General features: G+C 71.5%; 18 protein-coding genes. 7 read left to right on the plus strand and 11 right to left on the minus strand.

The features are described 5' to 3' along the window. Window positions 1–243: 243 nt before the first annotated feature. A complete protein-coding gene (locus STRBO_RS0115075; protein ID WP_005485114.1) occupies window positions 244–765 on the plus strand; it encodes a hypothetical protein in 522 nt (173 codons plus the stop codon). 121 nt (window positions 766–886) lie between these two features. Here STRBO_RS0115075 and STRBO_RS0115080 read toward each other — a convergent pair whose 3' ends face one another. Continuing rightward, entirely contained in the window at window positions 887–1,489 is a 603-nt protein-coding gene (locus STRBO_RS0115080; protein WP_028796664.1) for a hypothetical protein, read from the minus strand. A 336-nt stretch (window positions 1,490–1,825) separates the two neighbouring features. On the opposite strand from STRBO_RS0115080, the gene STRBO_RS0115085 reads away from it, so the two are divergent. Then, window positions 1,826–4,633 (plus strand): penicillin acylase family protein, encoded by a 2,808-nt coding sequence (locus tag STRBO_RS0115085; RefSeq protein WP_005485120.1) that lies wholly within the window; start codon window positions 1,826–1,828, stop codon window positions 4,631–4,633. A 44-nt stretch (window positions 4,634–4,677) separates the two neighbouring features. Here the strand turns inward: STRBO_RS0115085 and STRBO_RS0115090 are convergent, their stop codons facing one another. Beyond that, on the minus strand, window positions 4,678–5,982 hold the full coding sequence (locus STRBO_RS0115090) for a hypothetical protein (RefSeq protein WP_005485122.1): 1,305 nt from the start codon (window positions 5,980–5,982) through the stop codon (window positions 4,678–4,680). Window positions 5,983–6,101: 119 nt separating this feature from the next. Beyond that, entirely contained in the window at window positions 6,102–7,352 is a 1,251-nt protein-coding gene (locus STRBO_RS0115095; protein ID WP_005485123.1) for an exo-beta-N-acetylmuramidase NamZ family protein, read from the minus strand. Window positions 7,353–7,567: 215 nt separating this feature from the next. Here STRBO_RS0115095 and STRBO_RS0115100 point away from each other — a divergent pair, with 215 nt between their 5' ends. Together STRBO_RS0115100 and STRBO_RS0115105 are read left to right on the plus strand one after the other, a co-directional pair. After that, window positions 7,568–8,353, plus strand: coding sequence for an SDR family oxidoreductase (locus STRBO_RS0115100; protein WP_037627293.1), 786 nt, complete (start codon window positions 7,568–7,570; stop codon window positions 8,351–8,353). Between the two features lie 140 nt (window positions 8,354–8,493). Next, window positions 8,494–9,087 carry a TetR/AcrR family transcriptional regulator gene (locus STRBO_RS0115105; protein WP_028796666.1) on the plus strand — a complete coding sequence of 198 codons (594 nt, stop codon included), beginning with the start codon at window positions 8,494–8,496 and terminating at the stop codon, window positions 9,085–9,087. A 112-nt stretch (window positions 9,088–9,199) separates the two neighbouring features. On the opposite strand, the gene STRBO_RS0115110 is transcribed toward STRBO_RS0115105, so the two are convergent. From STRBO_RS0115110 to STRBO_RS0115145, 8 genes are all read right to left on the minus strand, one after another. After that, window positions 9,200–10,423 carry an acyl-CoA dehydrogenase family protein gene (locus STRBO_RS0115110; RefSeq protein WP_005485129.1) on the minus strand — a complete coding sequence of 408 codons (1,224 nt, stop codon included), beginning with the start codon at window positions 10,421–10,423 and terminating at the stop codon, window positions 9,200–9,202. 6 nt (window positions 10,424–10,429) lie between these two features. Continuing rightward, on the minus strand, window positions 10,430–11,464 hold the full coding sequence (locus STRBO_RS0115115) for a phosphotransferase family protein (protein ID WP_020114406.1): 1,035 nt from the start codon (window positions 11,462–11,464) through the stop codon (window positions 10,430–10,432). Window positions 11,465–11,653: 189 nt separating this feature from the next. Next, a complete protein-coding gene (locus STRBO_RS0115120; RefSeq protein WP_005485132.1) occupies window positions 11,654–12,565 on the minus strand; it encodes an MBL fold metallo-hydrolase in 912 nt (303 codons plus the stop codon). Window positions 12,566–12,710: 145 nt separating this feature from the next. Further along, window positions 12,711–13,007, minus strand: coding sequence for a hypothetical protein (locus tag STRBO_RS0115125; protein WP_020114407.1), 297 nt, complete (start codon window positions 13,005–13,007; stop codon window positions 12,711–12,713). A 143-nt stretch (window positions 13,008–13,150) separates the two neighbouring features. After that, on the minus strand, window positions 13,151–13,483 hold the full coding sequence (locus tag STRBO_RS0115130; RefSeq protein WP_005485136.1) for a DUF202 domain-containing protein: 333 nt from the start codon (window positions 13,481–13,483) through the stop codon (window positions 13,151–13,153). Beyond that, on the minus strand, window positions 13,480–13,872 hold the full coding sequence (locus STRBO_RS0115135; RefSeq protein ID WP_005485137.1) for a YidH family protein: 393 nt from the start codon (window positions 13,870–13,872) through the stop codon (window positions 13,480–13,482). The genes STRBO_RS0115130 and STRBO_RS0115135 overlap by 4 nt, the downstream gene beginning before the upstream one ends. Window positions 13,873–13,882: 10 nt before the next feature. After that, window positions 13,883–14,425, minus strand: a complete 543-nt coding sequence (locus STRBO_RS0115140; RefSeq protein WP_005485139.1) for an NUDIX hydrolase — start codon at window positions 14,423–14,425, stop codon at window positions 13,883–13,885. A 270-nt stretch (window positions 14,426–14,695) separates the two neighbouring features. Next, on the minus strand, window positions 14,696–15,598 hold the full coding sequence (locus STRBO_RS0115145) for a DMT family transporter (RefSeq protein ID WP_020114408.1): 903 nt from the start codon (window positions 15,596–15,598) through the stop codon (window positions 14,696–14,698). Between the two features lie 317 nt (window positions 15,599–15,915). Here STRBO_RS0115145 and STRBO_RS0115150 point away from each other — a divergent pair, with 317 nt between their 5' ends. The 3 genes from STRBO_RS0115150 to STRBO_RS0115160 all read left to right on the plus strand — a co-directional run bounded on the left by STRBO_RS0115150 (window position 15,916) and on the right by STRBO_RS0115160 (window position 19,045). After that, entirely contained in the window at window positions 15,916–17,571 is a 1,656-nt protein-coding gene (locus tag STRBO_RS0115150; protein WP_005485143.1) for an FAD-binding dehydrogenase, read from the plus strand. Between the two features lie 93 nt (window positions 17,572–17,664). Further along, the gene (locus tag STRBO_RS0115155) at window positions 17,665–18,438 is read left to right on the plus strand and encodes a molybdopterin-dependent oxidoreductase (RefSeq protein ID WP_005485144.1); all 774 of its coding nucleotides are present in this window, start codon (window positions 17,665–17,667) and stop codon (window positions 18,436–18,438) included. Next, window positions 18,422–19,045, plus strand: a complete 624-nt coding sequence (locus STRBO_RS0115160; RefSeq protein ID WP_005485146.1) for a cytochrome b/b6 domain-containing protein — start codon at window positions 18,422–18,424, stop codon at window positions 19,043–19,045. Before STRBO_RS0115155 ends, STRBO_RS0115160 begins: the two co-directional genes overlap by 17 nt. Window positions 19,046–19,098: the final 53 nt, after the last annotated feature.

Here is a 19,098-nt window from a genome sequence, read left to right on the forward strand (position 1 = left end):
CCCACTGTCGTCATGGGAAAGGGGTGGAGCGAGGGGATTTGCCGCTGGTAGGGTCCCGGCCTCCGACCGCCGGGCACGGGCGAGAGCGCGTCCGCGCGAGGCGCCGACGGGGCGGCACGCGAACCTGTGAATCCGCGCTCCCCGGCGCGTTCTCCCCCTGCGCCGCAACCGCTTCCCCCGAAACTCTGTCATGGACACGGAGCGGGTGGAACGGCACCCTCCGGCAAGGGCAAAGGGGCGCCGATGAGCGTCGTCATATGTTCGCTGAAGTGGGACAAGGCGCACTCGGGCGTCCAGCGGATCACCTACGATCCCGATGGTTACCACCTGGTGCGCTTCCCGTACGACAAGACCCAGGAGTCCTACGACCCCTGGAAGATGCACGATCCGGCGAACGGCGGCGCCACCGCGTCGAGGTTCCCCGATCCGCGCTCCGGCCTGATCTGGCCCAGCCACGACGGCTGGGGCGTGCTCTCGGCGATGGTGTTCTGGGAGGCGGACCCGAGGACACTGGAGTACCGGGCCCGCTTCGTGCGCGATCCGCTGAGCCTGACGACGAAGAAGTACGACTCGACGGGCACGACGGACAGCATGTCCACCCGAGGCGGGCAGTACCGCACCTTCCTGTGGCAGATGTTCGTGCACAAGGGCATGCCGCTCGGGCTGAAGATATCCGCGCGTGGGTCGGGGGACACCAGGCGGGCCACGGCGCTCACCCTCGCCGAGTTCAAGCTCGCCATCCACACGGACGTCAAGGAGCCGTAGGCGTGACGCCGTACGGGCGGTTCGTGCCGTACCCGCCACACGGCCCACTCGCCACAGCCATCCACCATGGCCGTACCGCACATACACGGGGGTGCGGCATCCCCGGCGCACCCCCGTCGTGCTACGCCGAGATCAGCAGCCGTCCGCGCCTGGACTCCGCCAGCACCTCGGGTGTGAGCACCGGTCGTGGCACCACGATTCCGCACTCCGTGCAGACCGGGCCCGAGGACGGCTCGTGGGCCAGGTCGTACCTCCACACGAGCCCGTCGCCCTCGCACACCGGGCAGGTCGAGCCGGGCTCGCGCTCCAGCGCGGCGATGAGCCGGCGCAGCACCTCCGCCATCGGTTCACGGGGATGGACGTTCGGGTCGTCGCACCACGCGACTCCGAACCCTCCCCAGGTCAGCCTGTGCCAGTCGTCGACACTGCCCGGCCGGCGCAGACCGTCGTGCTTCTCCTTCTTGCGGCGCCGCGCGAACTGCACCTCGTAGTCGAGCCACACGGAGCGGGCCTCCTCCAACTCCTCCAGTGCGGCCACGAGCCGCGCCGGGTCGGGGTTGCGGTCCTCGGGTCCGAACCCGGCCCGTGAGCACAGGTGGTCCCAGGTCGCCCGATGCCCGTAGGGGGCGAAGCGCTCAAGGCACTTGCGCAGCGAATAACGCCGCAGTGCCAGATCGCACCTGGGATCTCGCACCTGTCTTGCCAGACTCCGGAAACCAGCCATCGCCCTGCACCTCCGTCACACCTGCACCTGTACTTCGGTCACTTCGGCGTCGTCGTCGGGACGTCGCCGAATAGACGTATCGACACGCGATTCGGCTCCATCCGATTTCCGATGACCTCCATAAGTCGTCTACTGAGCCGTTCACGAACCGTTCCTACCTACGCCTGACTGTCTCTGACTTCTTCTCGTCTGCTTACGACTACTTGTGAGTACCTGTTCACGCTGTCCGTCATCTGTCCGCTGCGCGGTGATCCAAAAAACGTGACGCATGTTCATCTTCAAAGCCGGGGATACCGGCGGTAACATCCGGCCCACCCCCCGTCGGTAGGAGCTGCCATGGCCTGGCGCACCCCACGCCCCTCACGCACCGCACTCGACAGACTGAGAACTCCCCGTCGATTCCCGGAGTTCCTCAAGGCCGCTTCGATATGCGCACTCGTTGCCGGTCTTTTGTCGCCTCTTTCCCCGGCCGCCCCGGCTGCGGCGGCCGACACGGCCGCCTCGGCGGCGGTCACCGATCACTGCGGCGGACAGTGTTCCGACATCCTGCCGCCGGGTCAGAACGGCAACGCCACCCTCGCCCAGATCCTCCTCAACCAGGCCTTCGGTTCCATGCCGGAGAACGCGAGCAACCAGCTCGGCCCGTACAACAACCTGGCCACCGGTCACCCGGGCCTCACCAACTCCACCATCAACACCTTCTTCAACGACGCCTCCTTCGGCGTCCCCTCCGGCCAGGTCGCCTCCACCCTGAGCCCGGCGGGCCGCACGGACGTCACGATCGTCCGCGACAAGAAGACCGGTGTGCCGCACATCACGGGCACCACCCGCTACGGCACCGAGTTCGGCGCGGGCTACGCCGCCGCCCAGGACCGGCTGTGGCTGATGGACGTCTTCCGCCACGTCGGCCGCGGCAAGCTGACCCCGTTCGCCGGCGGCGCCCCCTCCAACCAGGGCCTGGAACAGGAGTTCTGGCGTCACGCCCCCTACACCGAGGCCGACCTCCAGGCCCAGATCGACAAGGCGGTGGCCTCCAACGGCGAGCGCGGGCAGCTGGCCCTCGCCGACGTCAACGCCTACGTCGCCGGCATCAACGCCTACATCGACGCCTCCGACAGCGGCCGCTACTTCCCCGGCGAGTACGTCCTGACCGGCCACAAGGACTCCGTCACCAACGCCGGCACCATCGAGAAGTTCAAGACCACCGACCTGGTCGCCCTGGCGTCCGTCATCGGCGCCCTCTTCGGCTCCGGAGGCGGCGGAGAGGTCAACAACGCCCTCTCCCTGCTGGCCGCCCAGGAGAAGTACGGCGTCACCGAGGGCACCAAGGTCTGGGAGTCCTTCCGCGAGCGCAACGACCCCGAGGCCGCCCTCACCGTCCACGACGGCAGCTTCCCCTACGCCACCAAGCCCGCGAACCCCCAGGGCATGGCCCTGCCCGACGACGGCACGGTGGCCGAGGAACCCCTCGTGTACGACCGCACCGGCAGCGCGGCCACGAAGGCCTCCACCACCCTGTCCGCCGCCGCCACCGACAGCGCCCTCAGCTCCGCCCGGCGCGGCATGTCCAACGCCCTCGTCGTCGGCGGCGAGCACACCGCGAGCGGACATCCCGTCGCCGTCTTCGGCCCGCAGACCGGTTACTTCGCCCCGCAGTTGCTCATGCTCCAGGAGATCCAGGGTCCCGGCATCAGCGCCCGCGGCGCCTCCTTCGCCGGCCTGAGCATGTACGTCGAACTCGGCCGCGGCCAGGACTACGCCTGGAGCGCCACCACCTCCGGTCAGGACATCATCGACGCGTACGCGGTCGAGCTGTGCCAGGACGACGTCCACTACCTCTACCACGGCACCTGCACGGCCATGGAGAAGATCGAGCAGACCAACTCCTGGAAGCCCACCACCGCCGACTCCACCCCGGCCGGCTCCTACCGCATGCAGGTCTGGCGCACCAAGTACGGCCCCGTGACGCACCGCGCCACGGTCGACGGCAAGAAGGTCGCCTACACCACCCTGCGCTCCTCGTACCTGAACGAGGCCGAGTCGATCATCGGCTTCCAGATGCTGAACGACCCGGACTACGTCAAGGGCCCGGAGACCTTCCAGAAGGCCGTCCAGAACATCAACTACACCTTCAACTGGTTCTACGCCGACTCCACGCGCACCGCGTACTACAACAGCGGTGACAACCCGGTGCGCGCGGCGGCCGTCGACCCCGAGTTCCCGGCCTGGGCGCAGTCGGCCTACGAGTGGCGGAACTGGAACCCCACCACCAACACCGCCGACTACACCGCACCCTCCGCCCACCCCAACTCCGTCGACCAGGACTACTACATCTCCTGGAACAACAAACAGGCCGCGGACTACACCACGGCGTCCTGGGGCGACGGCTCCGTCCACCGCGGCAACCTCCTCGACGACCGGGTGAAGAAACTGGTCGCGGCGGGCGGGGTCACCCGGGCCTCGCTGACCAAGGCGATGGCCGAGGCGGGCCTCGCCGACCTGCGGGCCGAGGACGTCGTCCCGGACCTGCTCAAGGTCATCAACAGCAGCACGGTCACGGACTCCGCGGCCGCCGCGGCGGTCACCAAGCTCCAGACCTGGGTCACTTCGGGCGCCAAGCGCACGGAGACCTCCGCCGGCTCCAAGACCTACGCCAACGCCGAGGCGATCCGCATCCTGGACGCCTGGTGGCCGCTGCTGGTGAAGGCCGAGTTCGAACCCGGCCTCGGCACCGGCCTGTACACCGCCATCACCGCCAACCTCCCCATCGACGAGTCCCCGTCGGCCGCGCACGGCCCCACCGGCTCCCACGCCGGCAGCTCCTTCCAGTACGGCTGGTGGAGCTACGTCGACAAGGACATCCGCTCGGTGCTGGGCGAGACGGTGCGGGGCCCGCTCGCGAACCGGTACTGCGGCGGCGGCGCTCTCGCCGCCTGCCGCACGATCCTGATCAACACCCTCAAGGAGGCGGCGGGCAAGACCGCCGCACAGGTCTACCCCGGCGACGCGTACTGCTCGGCCGGCGACCAGTGGTGCGCCGACTCGATCATCCAGCAGCCCCTGGGAGGCATCAAGCACAACAAGATCAGCTGGCAGAACCGGCCGACCTACCAGCAGGTCGTGGAGTTCACCTCGCACAGGTGAGCGCACAGGTGTGAGTGAGCGAGCAGGACGGCGGCGGGCCGGGATCAGACGACACGGCCCGCCGCCAGCACCACCCGCGCCAACTCCCGGTGGCAGATGTCGCTGTGCGCCCCGGACGGCGCCCCGCCGCGCCGCACCACCGCCGAGGCGTCGACGTTCACGCAGCCCGAGGCCGGCAACCGGGCCCGCAGGGCGTCGGCCAGCTTGAACGACCGGGTGCCCTCGACCGCCCGCACCCCGCCGTAGCCGAGGGCTCCCCACTTGGCGCCGAGGAGGCTGTTCACGCTCAGGCCCAGCACCGTCCGCGCGTCGCCCGCCATCCGGGAGGCGAGCGGGTAGATGGTCCCGAGCGCCGAGTCGTGTCTGGAGTGACAGCACACCAACGGCCCGTCGATGCGCCTGTGCAGTCCGTCGAGCACCCCGCTCGCGCGGTGGTCGTGGGGCAGCCGCGCCGCGAACGCGTAGTGCGAGAAGGCCGCCTGGAGAAGCGTCACCGACTTCACCGTGCGCACGCCCTCGGGCAGCCCGCGCAGGGCGAACGACACCAGACGCGCGCCGAAGCTGTGCCCGACGAGGTGCACCCGCACCTGCGGTGCCGTCCGCGCGAGCCCGCCGAGCAGTGGCCCGAGCCCCCGCTCGCCGACCGTCCCCGCCCGCCGTTTCATCGCGAAGTACGTGGCCTGACGCAGGAGTTCATGGGCACCGTCCCAGGCCTGCGGCGGGGTGGGCACGGCCCCCGTCATCACCCCCGAGGTCTCGGTCTCCGCCAGCGCCGCCGCGAAGTCCGCGCACACGGCGGCCGTGTCCCCGCACAGCATCCCGGGCACGCCCTCCGGCACCCCCGCCGCGACCGTGTCCGCCGCCCACGCGTCCTGCGGCCCCCGCTGCGGCACCTCCACCAGCAGCCGCACGAGCCGCCCGAACTCCTCCAGCGAGGGGCCGTCGTCCGCACGCCCCTCCAGCAGCCGGGCGAGCCGCTCGACGACGACGGCCCGCCCGGGGAAGACCTCCGACAGCGCGAGCCGGGTCTTCTTGTCGAGCGCCGGGCGGCAGGGCGCCACGGCCGGGGCCGGTTCGAGATCCGGGATCGGCTCGTCCGAGAACCGCATCGAGGGCCACAGCACACCCGCGTACCCGAGCCTCGCGTGCGGCGCCAGCTCCGGGAACGGGGCGAGGAAGCGGCTGTAGAGCTCCCTCGCGCCGGACCGGTCGCTGTTCCAGCCGTGCGCGAAGACGACCAGATCCTCCACCCCGCGCCGGCGGACCCCGCCGAGCAGCCGGTCCCGCTGACCGGTGTCGACGTCACCGTCGGCGTCGAAGGTCAGTTCCCAGTAGGGAGACACGCTCATTTCCGGATCCGCCACGACGAGCCCCCTTCGGCCCCGCTGGTGGTGCGCTCACGCGCATGGTCCTGCCAACGGCGAAGGATGGCCATACGTCCCGTACGCACGGCTCTCGGCGCCCCCCGCTACCGGTAGAGCAGATACTCCTTGCGCACCCTGCGGAACGCCGCCAGCTCCTCCCGCCAGCCCGCCACGACCTCGCCGGTGTCCGCCCCCGCGTCGATCATCGTCCGCACCCGCGCCGAACCGGTCAGCTTGTCGATCCAGTTGTCCGGACGCCACGCGAACCCGCTCCACACCTTCCTGGCGGTCACGAGCAGGCCGATCCCGGTGCGCACGGGGTCGTACGCGGCCCGGTCGTGCACATGGATCTGTACGCCCCCGATGGTCTTCCCCTGGAACTTGGAGAACGTCGGCGCGAAGTACGCCTCCCTGAAGTGCGCGCCGGGCAGGCCGAGTTCGTTCGCGGCGGCCGCCCACCGCCGGTCGACGCCCTCCGCGCCGAGCAGCTCGAACGGCCGCGTGGTGCCGCGCCCCTCCGACAGGTTGGTCCCCTCGAAGAGACACGTCCCCGCGTACACGAGGGCGGTGTCCGGTGTCGGCATGTTCGGGCTCGGCGGCACCCAGGGCAGCTCGGAGTCCTCGTGGAACCAGGACCGCTTCCACCCCGACATCAGTACGGTCTCCAGCGGCACGGGCTCGGTGAGGAACTCCCCGTTGAACAGCCGGGCCAGCTCCGCCACCGTCATCCCGTGCGCCTGCGCGATGGGCTGCCGCCCGACGAACGTCGCGAACTCCTTGTGCAGCACGGGCCCCTGGGCGCTCCGCCCGGTCACCGGGTTCGGCCGGTCCAGGACGACGAAACGCTTTCCCGCCAGCCGGGCCGCCTCCATGCAGTCGTACAGCGTCCAGATGTAGGTGTAGAAGCGGGCGCCCACGTCCTGGATGTCGAAGACGACCGTGTCCACGCCGGAGGCGGTGAAGACGTCGGCCAGGGGCCGGCCGCTCTTGAGATACGTGTCGTAGACCGGCAGCCCGGTCGCCGGGTCGTCGTGGCGGCCCTCGGAGCCGCCGGCCTGGGCGGTGCCACGGAAGCCGTGCTCCGGGCCGAAGACGGCCCTGAGGTCCACGCGGTCGTCGGCGTGCATCACGTCGACGATGTGGCGGGCGTCCCGGGTGATGCCGGTGGGGTTGGTGACGATGCCGACCTTCTGGCCGCCGAGGGTCCGGTAGCCGCCGGCGGCCAGCCGCTCGAAGCCGGTGCGCAGCCGTGGGGCGGTCGCGCCGGCCGGGGGAGCGGCCAGGCCGGCCGAGGCCGCCGAGGAGGCGGTGGCCGCCGTGGAGGCGGCGAGGAACGTGCGGCGGGAGAGGCGCATGGGGGTGACCTCCGGGTCGCGGTCGCGGGATGCGGCGTACAGGCAAGCTAAGCGCTCCGGCGGGCGGTTCGTCACCCTCGCGCCGTCCCCGGCGGGTCGCGCGGTGCACGCGCCCGCTGCGAGTGCGCCGGGCGGAGCCCTTCCTCCACGACATACCGACCGGTTAGTCTGACTGTCCGGAGAGAGTCAGACGAGCCGTTCGTGGTCGGTCAGACATGTCGCGTCTAAGGAGTCCGGTCGTGGGAAGCGTGCGGGGTGCGGGTGTGGTCGTCACCGGAGCAGGTGGCGGGATCGGGGCCGCTCTGGCCCGCCGGTTCGCGGCCGAGGGCGCGCGGGTCGTCGTGAACGACCTGGACGGCGACCGGGCGAAGGCCGTGGCCGACGAGATCGGCGGGACCGCGATCCCCGGGGACGCGTCCGTGATCGTCCCGGCGGCACGGGACGCGCTCGGCGGCACCGTGGACGTCTACTGCGCCAATGCCGGACTCGCCTCCGGTGGGACGGAAGCGGCCGACGAGAAGGTGTGGGCGCTCGCCTGGGACGTCAACGTCATGGCCCACGTCCGGGCGGCCCACGAGCTGCTGCCGGCGTGGCTGGAGCGGGGCAGCGGGCGTTTCGTCTCGACCGTCTCGGCGGCCGGGCTGCTCACGATGATCGGCGCGGCGCCCTACAGCGTCACCAAGCACGGGGCGTACGCCTTCGCCGAATGGCTGTCCCTCACCTATCGGCACCGGGGCGTCAAGGTCCACGCCATCTGCCCGCAGGGCGTGCGCACCGACATGCTGACCGCCTCCGGCAGCGCGGGCGACCTGGTGCTCACACCGACCGCGATCGAGCCCGAGGACGTGGCCGACGCGCTCTTCGAGGGCATCGGCAAGGACCGCTTCCTGATCCTGCCGCACCCCGAGGTGGCCGGTTTCTACCAGGCCAGGGCGGCCGACCCGGACCGCTGGCTGACGAACATGAACCACATCCAGCAGAAGTGGGAGACGACGGGCTGACCGCCCTGCCCGGCGGACGCGCGCCGGAGGGTGGGATGATCCTCCGGCGGGAGCGCCCGGTTCCGGCCGGTGGGGAACCGGCCGACGGCCGGCGCGCGACCGCCAGGCGACGGCAGAACCTCGGAAGGCAGGTGGCGGCAGTGCCCAGGACGACGGACGGCGACGGTACGCCCGTCCCGCAGCGGCTGCTCGCCGCCGCCACGCGGCTCTTCGCCGAGCGGGGCTACGACCGCACCTCCGTGCAGGAGATCGTCGAGGCGGCCGGCGTCACCAAGGGCGCGCTCTACCACTACTTCGGTTCCAAGGACGACCTGCTGCACGAGGTGTACGCGCGCGTCCTGCGCATCCAGCAGGAGCGGCTCGACGCGTTCGCCGGGGCCGACGCGCCCGTCGAGGAGCGGCTGCGGGGTGCCGCCGCCGATGTCGTCGTCACCACCATCGACAACCTCGACGACGCGATGATCTTCTTCCGGTCCATGCACCATCTGAGCCCGGACAAGAACAAGCAGGTCCGCGCGGAACGCCGTCGGTACCACGAGCGTTTCCGCGCGCTCGTGGAGGAGGGCCAGGAGGCCGGCGTCTTCTCGAAGGCGACTCCGGCGGACCTGGTCGTCGACTACCACTTCGGCTCGGTCCACCACCTGTCGACGTGGTACCGCCCCGACGGCCCGATGGGCCCGCAGGAGGTCGCGGACCACCTGGCGGACCTGCTGCTGCGCGCGCTGCGGCCGTAGGGCGCACGCGGGTGCGCTGTCGGGTGCGCGAGAACCCCCGCCGGGCCCGCACCCGACAACGCACCCCCAGCACCCGCACCCGTCTCCCGCTCCCGAGAGCGCACCCCCCGGCTCACACGTACCGCTTCAGCTCCCGCCGTGCCAGCGACCGCTGGTGCACCTCGTCCGGCCCGTCCGCGATCATCAGCGTCCGCGCCCCCGCGTACAGCTCCGCCAGCGGGAAGTCCTGACTGACACCCCCGGCGCCGTGCAGCTGGATGGCCCGGTCGATGATGTCCACGACCGTCCGAGGCGTAGCGATCTTGATCGCCTGGATCTCCGCGTGGGCCCCCTTGTTGCCCACCGTGTCCATCATCCACGCCGTCTTCAGCACCAGCAGCCGCAGCTGCTCCACCGCCACCCGGGCGTCGGCGATCCAGTTGTGCACGACCCCCTGCTGCGCCAGCGCCTTGCCGAAGGCCTCCCGGGCCACCGCACGCCGGCACATCAGCTCGATCGCCCTCTCGGCCATCCCGATCAGCCGCATGCAGTGGTGGATGCGCCCCGGTCCGAGCCGCGCCTGCGCGATGGCGAAACCGCCGCCCTCCTCGCCGATCAGGTTGGCGGCCGGCACCCGCGCGTTGTCGAAGACCACCTCGGCGTGGCCGCCGTGGGAGTGGTCCTCGTATCCGAACACCTGCATGGCCCGCCGCACCGTGACACCCGGAGTGTCACGCGGGACCAGGATCATCGACTGCTGGCGGCGGATGTCGGCCCCGTCCGGGTCCGTCTTGCCCATCACGATGAAGATCCGGCAGTCGGGGTTCATGGCCCCGGAGATGTACCACTTGCGGCCGTTGACGACATAGTCGTCCGTGCCGTCGGAGGCTCGCTCGATCAGCGTGGTGATGTTGGTGGCGTCCGAGGAGGCCACCTCCGGTTCGGTCATCGCGAACGCCGACCGGATCTCGCCGGCGAGCAGCGGCTCCAGCCACTGCTTCTTCTGTGCCTCGTCGCCGAACTGGCTCAGCACCTCCATGTTGCCCGTGTCGGGCGCGGCGCAGTTCAGCGCGGTCGGCGCCAACTGCGGGGAGCGGCCCGTGATCTCGGCGAGCGGCGCGTACTGCAGGTTGGTGAGCCCCGCGCCGTACTCGGAGTCGGGCAGGAAGAGGTTCCACAGGCCCTGCCTGCGGGCTTCGGCCTTCAGCTCCTCCACCACGGCGGGCGTGTCCCACGGCGAGGCCAGTTCGGCCCGCTGCTCCTCGGCCACGGCTTCCGCCGGGTACACGTACGCGTCCATGAAGGCGAGGAGCCTGGCGCGCAGTTCCTCCGTGCGGGCGTCGAATGCGAAGTCCATGGCGGGTCAGCCTTCCTGGGTGCCGGCGCGGAGAGTCGTCAGACCGTGTTCGATGAAGACGGGGACCAGGTCGCCGATGCGGTCGAAGCCGCGGCCGACCGTCTGGCCGAGTGTGTACCGGTAGTGGATGCCCTCCAGGATCACGGCGAGCTTGAACCACGCGAAGGCCGTGTACCAGGACACCGAGGAGACGTCACGGCCCGAACGGGCCGCGTACCGCTCGACGATCTCGGCCGGATCCGGGTGCCCGGCGGCCGCCGCGGTCGTGGAGACCGGCGAGTCGGGCAGGGCGAGCGGCACGCTGTACATCACCAGCAGGCCCAGGTCGGTGAGCGGATCGCCGAGCGTGGACATCTCCCAGTCCAGGATGGCCCTGATCCGGTCGTCGCCGCCCAGCAGCACGTTGTCCAGGCGGTAGTCGCCGTGCACGACGGTCGGTGCGGGGGAGGGGGGCAGCTGGCGTCCCAGGGCCGCGTGCAGTTCGTCGATGCCGGCCAGTTCGCGGTTGCGGGACGCGTCCAACTGCTTGCCCCAGCGCCGCAGTTGCCGGTCCAGGAAGCCCTCGGGGCGACCGAAGTCGGCGAGGCCCACCTCCGCGGGGTCCACCGCGTGCAGTTCGACGAGGGTGTCGACCAGGCTCAGCACGGCGGCCCGGGTGCGCTCCGCGCCCAGCGGCGCCAGCTGCTCGGCGGTGCGGTAGGGGGTGCCCTCGACGAAGTCCATGACGTAGAAGGGCGCGCCGAGCACGTCCTCGTCGTCGCAGAACAGCACGGGACGCGGCACCGGTACAGCGGTGGTGTGCAGCGCGCTGATCACGCGGTGCTCGCGCCTCATGTCGTGCGCGGTCGCCAGCACATGGCCCAGCGGAGGGCGCCGTACGACCCACTTCGTGGTGCCGTCGGTGACCTCGTACGTCAGGTTCGACCGTCCGCCCTCGATCAGCCGGCCGGTGAGCGGGCCGCCCACGAGTCCGGGCCGCTCGGCGTCGAGCAGGACGCGGAGCCGATCGGGATCGAGACCTGGCGGGTGGTCTGGGTGCATCATCGCTCCTACACACGGTGAACGGGACTCGTCTCATGATGCCGACCGGTCGGTATGTCGTCCAGTGGGTGACGCGAAAGTGATCGGAGTCTCGACGGGATCCTGGCGGCTCCCGGCGGGTCCCGACCGCGTTCCGACGACGTCCCGACGGGATCCGGCCGGGCGCGGCCGGATCCCGTGCGGGGGCCGTCAGGCGTGGCAGGTCATCATCTCCCCGCCGTTGACGGTGGCCATGTCCATGAACCCGGCGAACGGGTCGACGCCCTCGCCCTCGGGCTTCCCGTCCAGCTCGGCGTAGGCCCGGTGCAGGTTCGCCACCAGGCGCTCGCTCTCGGGCAGCTCGGCGTACCGGCCGAGATCCGTGTTCCGCGCCGCCTCCAACGGTGTCAGCCCCGCCGCGTGCGACTTCTCGGCGACCTCGGCCACGAACCGCGTGTACCGCTCGGCCCGGTCGAAGGCGGAGGGGTCGGTGACGGGCCCATGCCCCGGTACGACCGTCTCGGCGCCCAGTTCGCGCAGCAGCGCCAGCGCCCGCAGCGAACCGCTGAGCGAGCCCATCAGGAAGAACGGCGTCCCGCCCTCGAAGACCAGGTCCCCCGCGAACAGCACCCGCCGGTGCGGCAGCCAGACGACGGAGTCACCGACCGTGTGCGAGACGCCGGGGTGGATGACCTGGGCCCCGATGTCGCCCACGTGGAGCGTCAGACGGTCGTCGTACGTGAGGTCCGCGCCCTGGATGTCGACGGCGCCGAAGTCGGTCTGCGGCCACAGCAGATGAAGGTGCTGCCCGCCGGCGAGGGCCTCGCGGCGGCAGGCCGAGTGCGAGACGAGGGTGGCGGACGGCGTGAAGAAGCCGTTGCCGTAGGTGTGGTCCCCGTGGTGGTGGGTGTTGACCAGGAGACGGGGCTTCGGGACGCCGGTCGCGTCGAGCGCGGCGGCGAGGGCACGGGTGCGGCGCTCGGTCGCCGCCGTGTCCACGAGCAAAGTGGTGGTCCCGTCACTCACGAAACCCGAGTTGTTGAGACACCATCCGCCGTCCGGCTGCACATACGCGTACACGTCGCTCGCGAGCTCGACGGTGTACGGCTCTTCCGCGGTCATGGTGACCCCCTTCGTCCCCCCGGATCGATCGCCGACTGGTGCTCAGAGCCTGCCAGTCGGCGCGATCCGGGGGAAAGCGGGGGTGTGGATCCGGCGCGGGCGACGGTGCCGGCGTCCGCGCCGGCCGTCGGTACCGTCGGTCCCGTCAGTGGTCGTCCCAGTGCCCGGCGTGGGCGGCGTGGCGGTGTCCGTCGTGCACGTAGTCCACGTGGTCGCCGTGCGGGACCGCCTGGTGTCCGCAGTCCTCACCGTGCTCGTGGGCGTGCCCGTCGTGGGCGGTGTGCCCGCTCGGCTCGCACTCGTCCCAGTGGCCGGAGTGCTCGCGGTGCAGATGCCCGTCGTGCGCGTAGTCGGTGTGGTCACCGTGCGACACGGCGGTGTGCCCGCAGGTGGGGCTGTGGCCGTGGTCGTGGACCGGGTGCTCCTGGTGCAGGGTGGTCATCGCGCTCACCTTCGGTGGGACGGGGGGTGACCTGTCCAGGCTAGGCATACAAGCCCCATTTATCCCTTTGGATACTCCATGCACAGGCCAAGGCCTGCCCTGTCCACGGTTCGCCGGATCGCTCCTCCTCGCGGTCCGCGAGGTCAGAACACCAGGGCCGCGCCGCACGCCGCCAGGGCGATCACGCACAGGACGGCCGTCGTGGCGACCCGGAGCGGGAGGGCCGGCGGGCGGGAGGCCGCCAGGGTGTGGATACGGCGATGGGCGAGCGCCAGGAAACCCAGCCACAGCACCGCGCACAGGGCCGCGGCCAGCACGCCGGGCGTGGACGGGCCGCCGTGCAGAGCGGACTTCGCCGCGAGTACGGCGGCCACGGCACCCGCGAGGGTCGTACGCCGCCAGGCGAGCCGGGTGCGCTCGGGCTGGAGGCCGGGGTCGCGATCGGCGGGCTCCGTCGCGGCGTACGACGGGCTCACCCCTCCCACCGGAACAGGACCACGGCGACCATGGCGACCGCCACCACGGCGACGAGGATGCCGAGCACCGCCGGGAAGCGGGACACCGGCAGGTCCTCCCCGCGCCGCATCGCCCGCTCGCAGCGCACCCAGTGGTTGACCGCCCGCAACGCGCACAGCACCCCGGCGCCCAGCAGGACCAGCGCGAGCCCGACGCGCCAGCCCCAGCGCAGGTCCGGCAGGAACTGGTCCACCGCGAAACCGCCGCCGATCAGGGCGAGCGAGGTGCGCAGCCAAGCGAGAAACGTCCGCTCGTTGGCAAGGGAGAACCGGTAGTCCGGGGTACGGCCTTCCTCCCGGATCTCCTCGGGGGCGAACCAGAGGCGGACGTTCCGTGCAAATTCGATCACGTGTAGGACATTACCGGTCGACTTCCGGGCCCAGACCGGCCTCCCGGCCTCCCCTCGCCCTCAGCCGCTCGTACGCCGCCACCCCGTCCGGCACCCACTCCCACTCGCCCAGCCGCCGCTCCACCTCGGCCTCCGTCAGGAACCCGTGCCAGGCGACCTCCTCCGCCTGCGGGTCCACCGGCAGCTCGCAGCGGACCTCGTACACCGCCGACCACCAGGTACGCCCGGCCCCGTCGTCGTAGAGGAACCTGAACAGCGGCGCGGGCCGGGGCAGGCCGGAGACTCCCAGCTCCTCCTCGGCCTCGCGCAGGGCCGCGTCGTCGTAGGATTCGCCCGCCCCGACGACGCCGCCCACGAACATGTCGTACAGCGAAGGGAAGATCAGCTTCGTGTCCGTCCGGCGATGCACGAACACCCGCCCGCCCCCGTCTCTGACCAGCACGAACACGGCCCGATGCCGCAACCCCCGGGCATACGCCTCCCCCCGCGGAACCTGCCCGATGACGCGGTCGCCCTCATCCACGATGTCAAGAATCTCGTCGGCGGCACTCATGACCTCATTGTGAACGCCGCCGCACCGACCACGGGCCACCGCCCGACACCACGGGCCGAGCCCGGCGCTTGCGAGGGCGCGGAAAACAGTGCTCCCAGCACCGCCACGGGCCGAGCCCGGCGCTTTTTCAGGGGCGCGGGGAACTGCGCGAACAACCCCCACCCACCTGCACCCGCCACTCAACCCGCACCCCGACCCATGAGGGCGCCCACCCGCACCCGCCACTCAACCCGCACCCCGACCCATGAGGCGCCCACCCGCACCCCCGACCTACGAGGCACCCGCCCCCGCCCGCACCCCACCCTCCCGTCCCCCGGCGGAGCCGCACGGCATCGCCGGATGCATTCCGAGAAGCACCACCCCCCCCCCCCCCCCCACCAACCCCGCCGCCTCCCACGCGAGGGCGCCCGCGTCCATCCGCAGCCGGTCCCCCAGGAACCCCACCCCGCACGCGATCCCCGCCAGCGGCTGCGCGGCGGTCAGCGCGGGCAGCGACATCCGCAGCGGCCCCGTCTCGAACGCGCTCTGCACGAGGAGGAGCCCGGTCACCCCGAGCAGAGCGACCCCGTACGGCTGCCACGAGGTGAGCAGCCCGCCCCAGCCGCCCTCGCCGAACAGCTGCCCGCTGACCCGGGTGAGCGCGTCCTGGACGCCGTACAGCAGCCCGGCGGCGACCGCCAGGAGGACCGGCGCGGCACTCAGCCGGGACCGCTTCGCGTAGGCCGTCAGCAGCAGCGCGAGCCCGACCATGACGCCGATGATCAGCCACTGCCGGAAGGGGCCGCCGACCGCCGCCCCGCCCTCCGGCCGCCCGGCGACGATGAACGCGGTGACCCCGCCCGCGAGCAGCACCAGCCCCGCCCAGCCCTGGCGGCCCAGCGGCTGACGGGTCTGCCGACGGGAGAGGCCGAGCGCGAAGAGGAGGTTGGTCGCGAGGAGCGGTTCCACGAGGGTGACCTCGCCCCGGCCGAGCGCGACCGCGCCCAGTGCCATCCCGCACACCATCAGCCCGATGCCGCCGAGCCAGCGTGGCACCCGGATGAGGTCGAGCAGCAGCCGGGGTGAGAGGAAGTCGCCCAGCGGGGCGTGCGAGGCGGCCTGCTGCTGGAGGACGAAGCCGAAGCCCAGACAGCAGGCGGCGCCCAGGGCGAGAAGAAGAACAAGAACCGACACGCGGAGTACCTCGGGTCGTCGGACGGGCCACGACGAGTACCCCCGGGGGCATCCGCCAGGCATCCCGGACGGAGGGTGATTTGTACCCCGACGGGCGGCCCGATACGTATTCGACCGACTGTAGTCGCCCCCGCCGGAACCTGTCCGTGGGAGGAGACACACCTCGGCAGTTGACTAGGTCACTCCTTCTGCCGAAGGATCTGTGCCAAAGCTGCTGACCGGCCGGTAACAAGGCCCTGGGGCCGTGTCTGACCCGCTTCGGCCTGCCCTCCTTCGCTCGACCCTCCGCCCGACCGTTCCCGAGAGGACGTCCTCGAATGTCGTACGACGCAGATGTGATCGTGATCGGGGCAGGCCTCGCGGGGCTCGCGGCGACCGCGGAGCTCGTCGACGCGGGCCGCAAGGTGATCCTCCTCGACCAGGAGCCGGAGCAGTCGATCGGCGGCCAGGCCCACTGGTCCTTCGGCGGACTCTTCTTCGTCGACTCGCCCGAGCAGCGCCGCCTGCGTATCAAGGACAGTCACGCGCTCGCCCTCCAGGACTGGATGGGCACGGCCGCCTTCGACCGCGAGGAGGACCACTGGCCGCGCAAGTGGGCCGAGGCGTACGTCGACTTCGCGGCCGGCGAGAAGCGGTCCTGGCTGCACCGCCAGGGCGTCCGGTTCTTCCCGGTGGTCGGCTGGGCCGAGCGCGGCGGCTACGACGCCAACGGCCACGGCAACTCCGTCCCCCGCTTCCACATCACCTGGGGCACCGGCCCCGGCCTCGTGGAGCCCTTCGAGCGCCGGGTGCGCGAGGGTGTGGCCCGGGGGCTCGTGCAGTTGAAGTTCCGGCACCGGGTGACCGGCCTCGCGCGCAGCGCGGGCGCCGTCGACACCGTCACCGGCGAGATCCTGGAGCCGTCGACCATCGAGCGGGGCCGGCCCAGCACCCGCAACGTCACCGGCGCCTTCGAACTGAAGGCCCAGGCGGTGATCGTCACCTCCGGCGGCATCGGCGGCAACCACGACCTCGTCCGCGCCAACTGGCCCGAGCGCCTCGGCAAGGCCCCGGAGAAGATGATCTCCGGCGTGCCGGCGCACGTCGACGGCCGGATGCTCGGCATCGCCGAGGAGGCGGGCGCCCATCTCATCAACCGCGACCGGATGTGGCACTACACCGAGGGCATCCAGAACTGGAACCCCATCTGGGAGAACCACGGCATCCGCGTCCTTCCCGGCCCGTCCTCGCTCTGGCTGGACGCCCGCGGCAAGCGGCTCCCGGTCCCGCTGTTCCCCGGCTTCGACACCCTGGGCACGCTGGAGCACATCATGAGGACCGGGTACGACTACACCTGGTTCGTGCTCGACCAGAAGATCATCGGCAAGGAGTTCGCCCTCTCCGGCTCCGAGCAGAACCCCGACCTGACCGGCAAGTCCGTCAAGGACGTCTTCATCCGGGCCCGCGCGGACGTGCCCGCGCCGGTCAAGGCCTTCATGGACAAGGGTGTCGACTTCGTCGTCGAGAAGGACCTCGGCTCCCTCGTCCGCGGCATGAACGCGCTCACGAAGGAACCGCTGATCGACGAGGCCGAACTGCGCCACGAGATCGTCTCCCGGGACCGGGAGGTCGCCAACCCCTTCACCAAGGACCTCCAGGTGATGGCGATCCGGGGGGCCCGGAACTACCTCGGCGACAAGCTCATCCGCACCGCCACCCCGCACCGCATCCTCGACCCCAAGGCGGGTCCGCTGATCGCCGTCCGGCTGAACATCCTGACCCGCAAGACCCTCGGCGGCCTGGAGACCGACCTCTCCTCCCGCGTCCTCACCGAGGGCGGCGACCCGCTGGCGGGCGTGTACGCGGCGGGCGAGGCCGCGGGCTTCGGCGGCGGCGGTGTGCACGGTTACCGCTCCCTGGAGGGCACGTTCCTCGGCGGCTGCCTGTTCTCCGGCCGCACGGCGGGCCGGGCGGCGGCGAAGGCGACGGGCTGAGCCGAAGAGGCCGGCCCCGCCGAGCCTTACGGAATCCTGACGAATCTCCGCCGTCGCTGGCCCGACGGGGGCGGCGGATGTTCGAATCATCACGTGAACCCCGAACAGCCCACGGCGCGGCAGGCGCCGGCGGAACCCCCCGAAGACGAGGACAGGGAACCGGGGCGCGGCGCGCCCATCGGCCGCCGTGTCCTCCTCGGCACCCTAGGACTCGGCGCCCTCGGCGTGGTCGCGGCCCCCGTCCTCCAGCGCGGCATGGAGGCGTTCCTCGGCGAGGCGGCCCAGAAGGACCCCACCGGTCTGACCGGTCTGCTCCCCAACGGCGGCGGCTTCCGCTACTACTCGGTGACGGCGTCCGTTCCCCGCAGGACCGCCAAGGACTACCGCCTCACCGTCGGCGGTCTGGTCGACAGACCCACCTCGTACACCCTCGCCGACCTGCGGGCCCTCCCGCAGACCCGGATGGTCGAGGACGTCCAGTGCGTCACCGGCTGGCGCGTCCCGGACACCCCGTTCGAGGGCGTACGGCTCTCCGCGCTGCTGGACGCGGCCGGGGTGCGCTCCTCGGCGGGCGCCGTCCGTTTCACCTGCTTCGACGGGGCGTACACCGAGAGCCTCACCCTCGAACAGGCCCGCCGCGCGGACGTCCTCGTCGCCCTGCGCATGCAGGACAAGGACATCAGCCACAACCACGGCGGCCCCGTCCGTCTGTACGTCGCCCCCATGTACTTCTACAAGTCCGCCAAATGGCTCTCCGGCATCGAGGTCACGGAGAAGGTCGAGCCGGGTTACTGGGAGGAGCGGGGCTACGACATCGACGCGTGGGTCGGCCGATCGAACGGGCGGGACGATGAACCGACGACTTGAGGAACCCCCCGTCCTGGCGGAGGCCCGCGTGGCCCGCTTCACGGCAGCCGAACGCTGGATCCATCGCACCACGGCCGCCCTGATGGGCATCTGCGTGGTGACGGCCGCCTGCCTCTACGTGCCCGCACTCGCCGAACTGGTCGGCCGCCGGGCGCTCGTGGTGACCGTCCACCAGTGGGCCGGCCTGCTGCTGCCCCTGCCCGTGCTCGCGGGCCTGGCCTCCCGCGCGTTCCGCGCGGACCTCGGCCGGCTGAACCGCTGGGGGCCGCACGACCGCGTCTGGCTCCGCGCCGCCCGCCGCCGCGCCCCGGGCGCACGCCCCGCCGCCAAGTTCAACGCGGGTCAGAAGCTCTACGCCTCCTGGATCGCCGGCGCCACCCTCGTCATGCTCGCCACGGGCCTGATGATGTGGTTCACCCACCTCACCCCGCTGATGTGGCGCACCAGCGCGACCTTCGTCCACGACTGGCTGGCCCTGACCATCGGGATCGTCCTGGCGGGCCACATCGGCATGGCCCTGGGCGATCCGGAGGCCCGCCGGGGCCTGCGCACGGGCTCGGTGAGCCGGGAATGGGCGGACCGGGAACACCCGCTGTGGCGGCCGTAGCGCCGCACACAGCCGGGAGCCCCCGGTCCCGTACCCCCCGCAACCCCCCGCAT

The organism is Streptomyces bottropensis ATCC 25435 (genome assembly GCF_000383595.1).
GTDB classification, from domain to species: Bacteria; Actinomycetota; Actinomycetes; order Streptomycetales; family Streptomycetaceae; genus Streptomyces; species Streptomyces bottropensis.